We start from the raw sequence: 12,996 nt of genomic DNA on the forward strand, positions 1-12,996 counted from the left end.
TTGTTACAGAAACCCCATCTTTGAAAAATGAAAAATTTAAAATAACTTTACCAATAACACACCATGTCTGGGAACTTCACCACCAATCTCTTTTGGGTTTGTCTCTAGAAGCTCTCCTGTCCATAGGTTTAGACAGTGACTGTATGCCTGAACGCCTATTTTTTCTAGAGGAACAGAAATGGTGGCCGATTCTTCTCCTGTATTAAATAGAGCAAGATAAGTTATCGGTTCCTGAACACCCTTGGCTGCCCAAATAATGGTAGAGCCTTCTTTTGTGACCAATCGATTGTCATAACTGTTTCTATGTAATTCTAAAACTTCTTGATTGGTTAATAATGAAAGTGTCCATTCATCATTATCCCGCAACTCGCCCCCAAACATTAAGGGAGAGCGAAACATACACCACAGTGACATCATGGTTAATTGCTCATCGGAGGTAAGTCTTGTCCAACGATCTCCACCGCCTCCGTCTACCGAACGTATACCTATATGACCGAGTGGAAGCATATCACAATCTGGCCAATGCCCGGGTCCTACGAGCTCCGCCCACTTTTCACAGCGATCAAACATTTTGACTATTTCTGGCCAATGATCCCAAAGGTCATCTGTCATTCGCCACATATTGGCATTCTCAACTAAAAGACTCCCATATTCTAATGGAGCAGGACCTGGTGATAAGCTTAATACCATTGGGCGTCCGCATTGATCAATAGCCTGTCGAATCAACTTTATTTCATCAACATGAATATCATATAAGCGTGAAGCGGCACTATCATCTACCTTTACAAAATCAACTTCCCATTCAGCATATAAATCAAAGATAGAATTATAATAAGCTTGTGCCCCCTCTTTCGAAGCATCCACCCCATACATATCCGTATTCCATGGACAGATGGAATTCGTATGAGCAATGTCTCTGGCCCTCTTATCAGTTCCTTTGATTGATGTGTTTGCATGAACCGCCTGTCGCGGGATCCCGCGCATAATATGAATGCCAAACTTTAAGCCCAGCCCATGAATATAATCAGCTAACCGCTTAAACCCATCACCATTCTTGGCTGAAGGGAAACGACTTTCGGCTGGAATCAAACGGGAGTATTCGTCCATTTCGAGTGGTACAAAAGGCCGATAGATAGATGAATGCGCCCCTGGTTCATACCATTGAATATCAACCACCACATACTCCCAGCCAAATTCCTTTAAATGCTGTGCCATATAGTCCGCATTACCCCTTACTTCTTCTTCGCGAACACTGGCACCATAACAATCCCAACTATTCCATCCCATTGGTGGACGATTGGCAAATTGATGATGATTCATCCTATTCCTCACCTTTTCTTCCCATTTTTATAGTGTTTCTGTGCTAAGCCATTCCAAAATGATAGAGACAACAGCGAATCGGAATCGTTGACAATCATTCTATTTACCCGTTCTCGTTCTATTCATATTGGTCAATAGTTTTGAAGCCGTCATGAGCTCATCTTCTCCTGGCTGGCTGTTGCCATACCTCACTTTATTGTAGGTCTCTGACAATGTCTTCAATTCCTTCTCAGAGAGAGGACTCACTTGACTTACTTTTTGAATGGTTTCGGCTGGCGTTTGTGAAGGCTTAAAAGATAATCCCGTCCTTATATGATGAAGAACAACCTGACGATAAGTATGACGAATCTTTTCATCGTTCTCTAGGTCTTCCCATTTTGTCTCCCGTCTTAAAAGATGACGCAATGCTTGCCTTGCTTGACCTTTCTTCGATTCCCGCCACCCCTTAAAACTAAAGAGACTTTCTTTCTCATCATAATACTCGATCTCCTCTGTCTTCCTTAGTGACTGTAAATGAAACAAAGCATTTAATTGCTTCATCAGCCATCTAGATCCCGATTTGATCCATTTCCCAAGATTTTTGCTCAAATAATAGATCAGCCATAACGCAACGAGGATCAGTCCAATATAAAAACAAATATGGACAAGCTTATCTATTAGAAGGGCAAGCTTTGAAGGATGTCCGGGCTGTAAGAATAAGGAGGTTTGGCTGCTCTTCGCGGGCTCCTGTCCCGTTTCTTTTGAACCAAAAAGAGACATCACCCAAAATAATCCCCGAATCAGGCCCGAAATGACATAAAGAACCGCTTGTTTGACAGTCTGAAAAGCCGCTAAAATGCCGATCACTACTAGGGTAATGATAATTAAGATCACATTTTTACTTGTAATCGCCCTCGGCACGACCGGTCTCGCTTGCTTGTCGAGACTAGAAGTGGTTAAAAGTTCTCGATTTCCTGCAAGCAGGGTAGCCATGACCATGAGAACACCCGCCGTTGTCATCACACCAAGGTAAGAGTGAAGGGACGGCATGTATTTAAAGAAAAAATAGGCAAAAAAGTAAATGGGAAATCCAATTAACCAATAGGCCCATCTTGAAGGTCCATTCCCCTCCTTCAAGTTTCCATAATAAAGGCCTCTATAAAAGCAAATAAAGTTTAAGAGAAGGAGAATGCATTGGTGCAAAAGATGAGGTGAGCTAAAAAAAGCGAGGACCGCACTAATAAGGAGCGAAGAACCCATATAGACAAACCGCTTCTTGTTAGGTGCCCAAAAGCCCAAAAGCGTCCCCATTACAAACACACAAGGGAGACTCACCATTACTAATAAAGGTGAGGTGACGAATCGAACCCCTATAAAAAGCAGGATCGGAAACACTAACAAGTATTCGACAAGTCCATCCAGCCATTTTCCAAATAGGTGAGAAAGCTTAGTTGATTCCAAGTTTTATTTCACCTTCTTTCTTGTCTTCCTGACCCTTATTAAGAGAGTCAGAAATCATCAGAAGATGAACTTCATTCCCCTGATTTTTTATGGAACGGATCCTTTCCTCCCAGGCCTCCGATACGTGCGAAGTGATGATTAGAATATCCGTATTGGTACGTGAACCGATATCTTCATTTAAAAATTGCGGAAAGCTCATACTCCGATCCAAGCTTAATTTTGCCATCGCATCGTATAGACGGGTGAGCTGCTGTTGTCGATGATTGGGTTCAATTCTTACAGACGCCCTCCCCTGTGCAGGAGCACTTCCAAAAGGTGGAACAAAGTCAGAATTAGCACCAAATCCAGTGCTGATTCCTTTCGTTATTAAATAAGTCGCGAGCGTAGCCGCATAGGAGATTTTTAGTTCAGCCAAAGGTTTATTCAAGATCGGCATCCATAAATCGTCCGTTTCATCCAAATTCAAATAGATCATTAAATGAAAATCTGCGGTATAATCATTTTTGCTGACTTGTAAACGCCCGGTTCGAGCGGTTGCTTTCCAATTTAATGATCGCAAAGGATCCCCATTGACATAATCTCTTACTCCCGCCCGAATGAATGGATCTTCCATCAACCATCTTTTTACAGTGATCTCACCGAGCAAGCTATGGGCAGGTAATGGCAATTGATCGATCGGAACTAATTTGGGATAAATGAGCACCATGGCTTCCGAATGAAAGCTTTCATGAGCATTCGCTAATCCAATTAGATCCCCCAGTGTAATTGAGACGTTTTCAAGATGATAAACCCCTCTTTTCAAGCCCTTTATGCGATGTCTTCGAGTTACCTTTTGATAAGGAAATAAGCTAAATAAGGTTTTATGATAGCCTTCACTCGCTTCATCCTTTATTGAATCCTGCCTCCTTATGAACTGCAGACCGGGATCAATCCGTGATTCAAGTCTTAACCAAGGAATCGGTAAGCCTTTTCTATTTGAAATTTCATCGAGCATCTCAAACTCCTCACCTGCAAAGACACTTTCTTTACTAAAAGTACGGGAATAGGTGAGTCGAGTAAGCCCCCATTTTCTAAATAGATAGCTCTGTGCCATCAAAAAGAGAAAGGCAATAAATATAAACCAGGCGATATTCATCTTAATTAAAGCCCTTTCACAAAATCGTCTTCTGAAGGCACCATAACCTCATCCAATACGGCATCCAAAATGGCATGAATTTGATCCTTTTTTACGGGAATAAGAGAGCTCAACAGCAGGCGATGACCAAAAACAGGTTTCACCAATGCCTTGACGTCATCTGGACTAACAAAGTCTCTTCCTTTCAATATCGCGTATACCTGGACGGCCTTCAGCAAAGCTTGACTGCCGCGTGGACTAATCCCAAGTTCGATATCTGACCGCTCTCTTGTCTTCTCAACAATAGCCATAATGTAATGAAGAATTTCGTCACTCATATAGACTTGGGAATAAAACTGCCCTGCTCTTCTGATGTCTTCTTGACTTGCAACAGGCTGCAAGTCTTCCAAAGGATCGTTTTCTTTGAACCGCCTTAAAATATCAATACCTTCTTCCTTTGTGGGGTATCCCAAATTCACCTTTATTAGAAAACGATCTAATTGGGCTTCAGGAAGCGGAAAAGTTCCTTGACTTTCAACAGGATTCTGCGTAGCGAGCACCATGAAAGGACGTTCCAAAGGATAAGTCTCCCCATCAATAGTTGCCTGTCTTTCCTCCATCACTTCTAATAAACTAGATTGAGTTCGCGGCGTCGCTCTGTTAATCTCATCCGCTAAGACGATATTTGCAAAAATCGGCCCTAGACGGCATTCAAACTCTCCTTCCTTTTGATTATAGAAATGAATACCTGTCACATCTGACGGAAGCAGATCCGGTGTAAATTGAATTCTTTTAAACGTACAATCTAATGACTTAGCAAGAGATTTGGCAAGGAGTGTCTTCCCTGTTCCGGGAACATCCTCTAATAAAACATGACCTGAACTAATAAGCGCCACAAGAAGTAGGTCTAGTTGCTCCTCTTTTCCGATAACCACTTTTTCAACATTTCCCTTTATCTTTTGGGCTAATTCTCTAATAAAATGCAGCTCCATTCCCTCGAACCTCTTTTCAGACATTAATTTTTTAGTGCGCCACCTTTTAAAGCGCTTACTTTTAATTGCATTTAACATGCCCATTCAGACCTCGCAAAACCCACACATTTAAATAAATTATACACTAATTTGAATATTTGTATTATCAATCTCAAATTCTTTCTTTTTGCTTGATAAGCAGATTTAGAGGGACCTTCATTATTTACCGTTTACACTCGCCACATCTAATTGAAAATAGTCTTCGTTTTACCCAATATTGGTATCTATTACAGATGGAATAGGTACCATGAACGAGATGGGCAGGAATCTACAAATTTTTTTACCAAATTTACCTTTTTAATCTAAAATTCGCCAAGATTTCCGTTATAATAGATTAGGTAGAAAGCAAACTAAACTCTCATACTCTTGATCCTAAATGATCAAAAAAATAATCTACTAAAATTAGGAGGATTAAGATGAAAAAAGGGATTGTTGTACCCGCTCTATGCTTTGCAGTATTGTCAACTCCAGCCTTAACAAAGGCTGTTCATGCTGCAACTCCAACGACGAGCCGGCTTACGACCAATACCGTTTCTCCAACTGTCACAAAATATGTGAATGTAAATGCTGGTTCTTCGTTATTATTACGCTCGAAGGCATCAACGTCAGGAGACATTTTAGCCAAACTGTCAAAAGGAACCGCCGTGACGGTTTATTCGACTTCTGACGGGTGGGCAAATGTAAAGGCCGATGGGAAAATCGGATATGTCAGCACGGACTATCTATCATCTACTAAACTCTCAATAACGGTTGCAGGGACGACAACTAACTATGTCAATGTTGATCCTGATTCCTCCTTAATTCTAAGGAAGAGCCCATCCACCAGCAGTGCCATTCTTTCCAGTCTAAAACGCGGGGCCAGTGTCAAGGTGATTTCTACTTCTGGTGTTTGGGCTAAGGTAACTGCGAATGGATTAACCGGTTATGTACATTCGGAATATCTTTCTTCGACTAAGTTAGATTCAACGGTGGTTACAGCTAGCAGCACGACCACGGCGAAGACGACAACCAAGTATGTCAATGTTGATGCCGATTCTTCCTTAATACTAAGGCAAAACGCCTCCACCAGCAGCGCTATTCTTTCCAGTCTAAAACGCGGGGCCAGTGTCAAGGTGATTTCTACTTCTGGTGTTTGGGCCAAGGTAACTGCTAATGGGCTCACGGGGTATGTACATGCGGAGTATCTCTCTGCTTCCAAAATCGGAACCTCTGAGACCACTACAACCACGGCGAAGACGACAACCAACTATGTCAATGTGGATGCCGATTCTTCCTTAATACTAAGGCAAAACGCCTCCACCAGCAGTGCCATTCTTTCCAGTCTAAAACGCGGGGCCAGTGTCAAGGTGATTTCTACTTCTGGTGTTTGGGCCAAGGTAACCGCTAATGGATTAACGGGTTACGTTCATGCGGAGTATCTCTCTGCTTCCAAAATCGGAACCTCTGAGGCCACTGGCAATACAACCACGGCGAAGACGACAACCAACTATGTCAATGTGGATGCCGATTCTTCCTTAATTTTAAGGCAAAACGCCTCCACCAGCAGTGCCATTCTTTCCAGTTTAAAACGCGGGACAAGCGTTCAAGTGATTTCCACTTCTGGTGTTTGGGCTAAGGTAACTGCTAATGGATTAACGGGTTACGTTCACGCGGAGTATCTCTCTGCTTCCAAAATCGGAACCTCTGAGGCCACTGGCAATACAACCACGGCAAAGACGACAACCAACTATGTCAATGTGGATGCCGATTCTTCCTTAATACTAAGGCAAAATGCCTCCACCAGCAGTGCCATTCTTTCCAGTTTAAAACGCGGGACAAGCGTTCAGGTGATTTCCACTTCTGGTGTTTGGGCTAAGGTAACTGCTAATGGGCTCACGGGGTATGTACATGCGGAGTATCTCACTTCGACCCAACCTACATCAACCGGAAGTGATTCAGCCAATTCAAGTCAGAGCAGTGGATCAAGCCAATCATCAACTTCGAACCCTTCAACAATTCAAATGTACGTGAAGGTTTCAGCCGGATCTAATTTAAACATGCGAACGGCACCGACAACGAGCGCTTCTATCATTACAAAACTTTCAGATGGTACTAAAATTGAGGTCTTGTCAGAAGCAAACGGTTGGGCAAAGATCAGTGCGAACGGTCAAACAGGCTATGTGAGCACCAGCTATCTTGCACCTGCTAACGGGACTCCGACTTCAAGCACTACGGAAACCGCGGACAACGGTTCTGAGGATAACACAAGTCCAACATCCGAATCTCAAACGGTGCACATGTATGTGAACGTGTCCCCTGGTTCCAATTTGAATATGCGATCAGGACCGTCAACGACCGCTTCCGTTCTGACACAGCTTCCCTATGGCACTGTTGTGCAGGTTCTTTTAGAAACAAACGGTTGGGCAAAGGTAAGTGCCAATGGTAAAACCGGCTATGTCGATGAAACTTACTTAACCTCAACGTTGACTAATTCAAATGTTGATTCAATCGTAGAAACCTATACGCCTTATTCTATTTCATTAACTGACATGAAAAATTTAGAGCTAAACTCGAATCCTCAAACGGATAAAACCTATAATACATACATTCGATCGGACGCTCTAGTCGTAGATAATAAAACGAATCCCACTCAAGGGGTTGTATTTGGATCAAATTGGAATGTCAGAGGAGGAGCCGGTACCGACTTTTGGGTGGTTGGCCAAGTTTCAGCTGGAGCTCTTGTACAAATTCTATCATCTGTCAAAGGAAGCGATGGCTATACCTGGTACCAAATTTCTTTTGATAAGACGTGGGTTAATGCAAGTCCTGATGATGTCACCTATTATCTAGACCCCACCAATTTCGAAAATGACAATGTTCAGAAGTACCAGTTCCTTAAATTAAATGAAACGGCCAATGTGAATGCAGATGAGGTCAACCAAAAAATCCTCGCAGGAAAAGGCATACTCGCAGGTGAAGCGCAGAGTTTTATTAAAGCAGGACAAACATACGGGATTAATGAATTATACTTAATTTCTCATGCCTTACTCGAAACCGCCAACGGCACTTCCGAATTGGCTAATGGCGTCACTTACAATGGAAAAACCGTTTATAACATGTATGGAATCGGAGCTTATGATGCTTCGCCTGTCCAAAGCGGAGCGGAATTCGCTTATAATGCCGGTTGGTTTACACCAGAAGAGGCCATTATTGGGGGAGCTCAGTTCATCGACAACAATTATATTGAACAAGGTCAAGACACGCTTTACAAAATGAGATGGAACCCAGGTGCTGCTGTTTCTACTAACAGTGCCACCCACCAATATGCCAGTGATATTGGTTGGGCGTCAAAGCAAGTAACACAGATTTACAACCTGTACCAGCTGTTAAGCACTTATCAGATCAAATTAGATATTCCGCAATATCTACAGTAATCACGTTTAGAAAGTCCTATATGAATTCAAAGGATAATAGAAGTATTCGACTGAACTTAGTCCTTTATGTCCATGATTTCCTTATCCATTTGAATAATAAGTACCACTCCTATGTCGAAAGCCCTCCAAAAATTGGAGGGCTTTCTTATATCTACCTTCTTCTATGAAAAGACATAAACACGATTACGCCCTTCTTCCTTTGCCTTATAGAGCATTTTATCCGCATTATTCAGAAGGTCAAATAGAGTCTCCTCGTGATCCCCTGTAGCCTCAGCCACACCAAGGCTTAACGTCACCTTAATGACTTCATGATTCACGACAATCGGTTGTGTCCCAATTGCGTGACGGAGTTGATTAGCGAATGCTTCAGCCTCCGCTCCTGTAAAACCCTTTAGCCCAAAGACAAATTCTTCACCACCGTACCGGGCAAAAAGTGCCCCTCCCACCAATTGAGATTGACAAACTTGAGCAATATGAACCAACACACGATCCCCGACATCATGACCATATGTATCATTAATTCTTTTAAAATAGTCCACATCAATTAAGATAACCGAATACGGTGTATTAGCCCTTTTGGCCTCTTCAAAGCTTTGAGTACATTGTTGGAAAAACGCCCGCCGATTGAAGATTTGAGTTAGCTCATCATGATACGCTTGATGCTCTAATTTTAATTGCAAGTTTTTGAGCTCTGTAATATCTGTAAAAATAAGCAAGAAACCACTAATGGACCGATTATGCTGCACAGGTGAGATTCGAACTTGATAGGTGTATTCTGCCTGGTTATCTGCCAAAAACTGAAACTCCTGCTTTTCTGGGGCCTCTTTTATTTGAAAAGGTAACACGGTCCCGGAAAGTTTTTTCCAAACACTCGCAACACCCATCCCATACATTTTTGAATTTAATGATGGAAACATTTGCTGACACGATCGGTTAAACTCAATTAACCGGTTCGATTCATCCAGCACCATAACCCCATCATTAATACTGTTAAAGATCACATCTTTTGCAATGGGCATGATCTTAAACAGACGTGAGCTGTTAATGGACCATAAATATAAAAGAGAAGAGAGCCATAAAACCATTGGAACGGGGTCAAAGCCTGGAGGCGTTGCTCCAATTAGATAGAAAAAGGCGGTAAGCATAGGAACTAATTGACCACACAGTAATGTGAATAATTGAGGCTTATACTCCCTTGCAGTCTCTTTCCAATGAAAAAGACCTAATAAAAACGCAACAAACATCGTGGCAAAGGTAAAAAGCCCTTGAATCATATACCAGATCCCAATCTCCTCATGAACATAAGGAGCCCCTAAAACCGGATCAATTTCATACACTCTATAATACAGGTGGTGAAAGTCATTGGTTGCAACCATTATCAACGTAATAAAAGGAATGATAAGAAGTGCTGCACACTTTTTCTTCGTTAAAGGGATCCCTAAATAGTGCATCACAAACATTAGCCCTAAAGGAGGAGAAAAGGGCATACCCACATAACCTATGATTGTCCAAAACTTAATCTCCTCAATGGTTGTAGACATTAGGCAAAATGCAGTGGCCAAACAATAAATGGTTAAAGTTAATGTATATAAAATGAAGAGATAAGCAATATTTGTATATTTATGTCTTTTCAAAAAGACGTAAAGACATAAATACAAATTGAGAACACTTGACGTGCAAACGAGTGTGATATAGGGCATCAGCTTTGAGATCATGTTTATGTACCTTCTTTTAAGAAGAGAATTCTCTTTTCTTTCAAATGTAGCACATATAGAACGATTAGGGTTGACTATTTGATAAATTTCATCTTTGCGGGGTCCTCCCTCTACTAAAAAAACGAATAGCTAGATGAGGTCTTTCTTTCCTTAGATTAAAAAAGGCTTCGATATTACTTTGCCCATTTATTGCTTTTTTTCTTCTTAATGGTTAGATGTTCTAATCATTAAGCCATAAAAAAAACGCCTGTATAACTGATGTCACACGAATCAGTCATACAGGCGGTAAATAAATTTCTATTTGTTTAAACTCACTTTGGCGCTATACAGCTTTTGATTCTGGAACAACGGATTGACGTTGTTCGGCACGCTGATGGCGAGGTTTCACATTAAAGATGACATTTAAAATGATCGCCGTTAAGCTGCCTGTAACAATACCATTGCTTGTTAGAATTTGGACAAACTGTGGAAGCTTAGAAAACAGATCCGGTTGAACGGTGATCCCTACCCCCATTCCAATTGAACAGGCGATAATCAAAAGATTTTCCTGAGAGTTGAAGTCCACTTTTCCAAGCATTCGAATCCCTGACGTTGCAACCATGCCAAACATCGCGACCATCGCTCCACCTAAAACAGGGTTCGGAATCAATGTGGTTAAGGCACCGATCTTTGGAATAAGACCAAATACAATCAGTGCGGACCCCGCGACAAAAATAATGCGGCGATTACGGACACCTGATAATTGGACAAGCCCAACATTTTGCGAAAAGGTTGTATAAGGAAAAGCATTGAATAGAGAACCAACTAAAAGGGCAAGCCCTTCTGAACGGTAGCCTCTCTCAAGGTCATTTTCAGACAATGGCTGTTCACAAATCTCGGATAAGGCAAAAAAGGTACCAGATGATTCAATTAAACTCACGATTGAAACAAGAACCATTGTAATAATCGCATCGATATGGAACGTTGGGACGGCAAAGTGAAGCGGGGCAAGGAGATGGAACCAGCTCGCTTGTTTTAAAGAAGTAAGGTCCACCATTCCCATGAAATACGCCGCAATCGTGCCTGCAATAAGGCCAATTAGAACCGCAATAGAACGAATAAATCCTTTAAAGAAGCGTTGAATAAAAAGAATTAATAAGAGCACACCAAAAGCCAACGCTAAATTTTTCGGATCGTCATATTGCTTAGTCCCTGCAGTACCGGCAATATCTGAAATGGCAACCGGAATTAACGTAATTCCAATAATTGTAACAACAGATCCAATCACAACGGGAGGGAAAATTTTCATGATCTTACTGAAATATTTAGCAATTAAAAGGACAACTACTCCAGAAACCAAAATGGAACCTGAGATGGCACCCATTCCATACATCTTCCCAATGGAAATCATCGGAGCAACCGCTGTAAAGGTACACCCTAAGACAACCGGTAAGCCTACTCCAAAAAATTTATTTTTCCAAATCTGCAGCAAAGTAGCAAGGCCGCTAGCTGCAAGGTCAATTGAAACTAAATAGGTAAGCTGTGCAGCGGACATTCCCATTGCCGCACCGACAATAAGCGGAACAATAACCGCACCGGCATACATGGCGAGAACATGCTGAATCCCTAATGAAAAAATCTTTCCTGATGACAATCTGTTATTATCCACCAATCTTGACCTCCTCTTTTTCTCCTACAAAACTAACCTTGTTGTCTTTCAATGATGCAATTCGTGCTAATGAATAAATATCGAGATTAAGAGCGTCCAGCTTGGCTCTGCCGTCTTGAAAAGACTTTTCAATAACAATCCCTAATCCCTCTACATGTGCCCCAGCTTTTTCAACTAAACGAATCAACCCCAGAGAAGCTTCACCTCTCGCCAAAAAGTCATCAATGATCAGCACACGATCAGTTGGTTTAAGCCAATTTTTTGAAACCATAATGGTATTGCTTGTTTGCTTGGTGTAAGAATACACGGTTTCAGTGATCACTTCAGTTAGTGTTAGTGGCTTCTGCTTTCGTGCAAAGACAACCGGAATGCCCAGTATAAGGCCCGCAAAAACAGCCGGAGCAATTCCTGAAGACTCAAGTGTCACAATTTTTGTAAGATCACGCCCACTAAAATGCGTCGCAAATTCTTTACCGATTTCATGCATCAATTCAGGATCTATTTGATGATTCAAAAACGCATCCACTTTTAAGATATGTCCATCAATCACTTGGCCTTCTTTTAAGATCTTCTCCTTAAGAGCTAACATCGGCTTTCCTCCCTCTCGTTTTTCAGTACTCCTTGAATCAGGGTGGAAATAACGCAAAAAAACAAGCTGCCTTATTTCTCACCACAGAGTGAGAAAGGCACCTTGTTTACCGACAAGTTGACCTAGTAAACCGAATGTATTCTTGCCTAAAACAGGAATAACTCCCTTGTTTTTTTAGAAAACAACACGGCTTCTCACTCGTAGTCGAACCATTTACGGTAGTCCGGTAGAAACTTGTGGGCCATATCCCCACGATTATACGAGTACGATTATTAAATTCGACTTCATTATAATCGACTCTGGAAGCTTTGAAAAGTCTAAAATAAAAACTCTAATTTTAATGATAATTAAAAAAATATTCACCATCTATTCTTTTTAATTAAAACAAAGGACGTTTAACATGCTACTCCCAGAAAAAAGCTGCTTCCTCTTAAACAAATCCTTGTGAATAGCTTTCTTTAGCATGTGTGACGGACGGCGCCGCCACTATAAGAATGAAAAGGTGATAACCTTCCACCCAAATTGGACTCATTTCGGGATGGCGGAGTGCCTTTTCCCAAAACTTATCCCTTACCCAACTCCCTTACAAATAGCGGACTGGTGTTGCCGCATGGTTATCTTGCGCACCATTTTCAGTGGGCGCCCGCTCGTTTTCGTGGGCAAACTTGGCTTGCCCACCAGTTTAGCTCTCATCTCGCTAGTTTTCGTGGACAAGCTCTCACGTTA

8 protein-coding genes and 1 riboswitch are annotated in these 12,996 nt (G+C 41.7%); of the genes, 1 reads left to right on the forward strand and 7 read right to left on the reverse strand.

Going from position 1 to position 12,996, the window contains the following annotated elements:
- Nucleotides 1–36 precede the first annotated feature (36 nt).
- From PU629_RS17425 to PU629_RS17440, 4 genes are all read right to left on the reverse strand, one after another.
- Nucleotides 37–1,320, reverse strand: a complete 1,284-nt coding sequence (locus PU629_RS17425; RefSeq protein WP_275281306.1) for a glycoside hydrolase family 27 protein — start codon at nucleotides 1,318–1,320, stop codon at nucleotides 37–39.
- A 99-nt stretch (nucleotides 1,321–1,419) separates the two neighbouring features.
- Nucleotides 1,420–2,760, reverse strand: coding sequence for a DUF4129 domain-containing protein (locus PU629_RS17430; protein ID WP_275281307.1), 1,341 nt, complete (start codon nucleotides 2,758–2,760; stop codon nucleotides 1,420–1,422).
- Nucleotides 2,747–3,895, reverse strand: coding sequence for a DUF58 domain-containing protein (locus PU629_RS17435; protein ID WP_275281308.1), 1,149 nt, complete (start codon nucleotides 3,893–3,895; stop codon nucleotides 2,747–2,749). Before PU629_RS17435 ends, PU629_RS17430 begins: the two co-directional genes overlap by 14 nt.
- Nucleotides 3,896–3,900: 5 nt before the next feature.
- The gene (locus PU629_RS17440) at nucleotides 3,901–4,866 is read right to left on the reverse strand and encodes an AAA family ATPase (RefSeq protein WP_275281309.1); all 966 of its coding nucleotides are present in this window, start codon (nucleotides 4,864–4,866) and stop codon (nucleotides 3,901–3,903) included.
- A 455-nt stretch (nucleotides 4,867–5,321) separates the two neighbouring features.
- Between PU629_RS17440 and PU629_RS17445 the strand changes: the two genes are divergently transcribed.
- Nucleotides 5,322–8,318: an SH3 domain-containing protein gene (locus PU629_RS17445; protein ID WP_275281310.1), complete on the forward strand. Its 2,997-nt coding sequence runs from the start codon at nucleotides 5,322–5,324 to the stop codon at nucleotides 8,316–8,318.
- A 161-nt stretch (nucleotides 8,319–8,479) separates the two neighbouring features.
- On the opposite strand, the gene PU629_RS17450 is transcribed toward PU629_RS17445, so the two are convergent.
- From PU629_RS17450 to PU629_RS17460, 3 genes are all read right to left on the reverse strand, one after another.
- The gene (locus PU629_RS17450) at nucleotides 8,480–10,033 is read right to left on the reverse strand and encodes a histidine kinase N-terminal 7TM domain-containing diguanylate cyclase (protein ID WP_275281311.1); all 1,554 of its coding nucleotides are present in this window, start codon (nucleotides 10,031–10,033) and stop codon (nucleotides 8,480–8,482) included.
- 322 nt (nucleotides 10,034–10,355) lie between these two features.
- Complete coding sequence (locus PU629_RS17455; protein WP_275284485.1) at nucleotides 10,356–11,618, reverse strand: nucleobase:cation symporter-2 family protein; 1,263 nt, start codon at nucleotides 11,616–11,618, stop codon at nucleotides 10,356–10,358.
- A 55-nt stretch (nucleotides 11,619–11,673) separates the two neighbouring features.
- A complete protein-coding gene (locus PU629_RS17460; protein WP_275281312.1) occupies nucleotides 11,674–12,270 on the reverse strand; it encodes a xanthine phosphoribosyltransferase in 597 nt (198 codons plus the stop codon).
- Between the two features lie 181 nt (nucleotides 12,271–12,451).
- Nucleotides 12,452–12,553, reverse strand: a riboswitch (purine riboswitch).
- Between the last annotated feature and the right edge of the window lie 443 nt (nucleotides 12,554–12,996).

Origin of the sequence: Pullulanibacillus sp. KACC 23026 (genome assembly GCF_029094525.1) — a bacterium.
Taxonomy (GTDB): Bacteria; Bacillota; Bacilli; order Bacillales; family Sporolactobacillaceae; genus KACC-23026.

Excerpts from the sequence above, each read along its gene's own strand:
- PU629_RS17440 (WP_275281309.1), bottom strand. The coding sequence starts at position 4,866 with ATGGAGCTGCATTTTATTAGAGAATTAGCCCAAAAGATAAAGGGAAAT.
- PU629_RS17455 (WP_275284485.1), bottom strand. The coding sequence starts at position 11,618 with ATGTATGCCGGTGCGGTTATTGTTCCGCTTATTGTCGGTGCGGCAATG.
- PU629_RS17425 (WP_275281306.1), bottom strand. The coding sequence starts at position 1,320 with ATGAATCATCATCAATTTGCCAATCGTCCACCAATGGGATGGAATAGT.
- PU629_RS17450 (WP_275281311.1), bottom strand. The coding sequence starts at position 10,033 with ATGATCTCAAAGCTGATGCCCTATATCACACTCGTTTGCACGTCAAGT.
- PU629_RS17445 (WP_275281310.1), top strand. The coding sequence starts at position 5,322 with ATGAAAAAAGGGATTGTTGTACCCGCTCTATGCTTTGCAGTATTGTCA.
- PU629_RS17460 (WP_275281312.1), bottom strand. The coding sequence starts at position 12,270 with ATGTTAGCTCTTAAGGAGAAGATCTTAAAAGAAGGCCAAGTGATTGAT.
- PU629_RS17435 (WP_275281308.1), bottom strand. The coding sequence starts at position 3,895 with ATGAATATCGCCTGGTTTATATTTATTGCCTTTCTCTTTTTGATGGCA.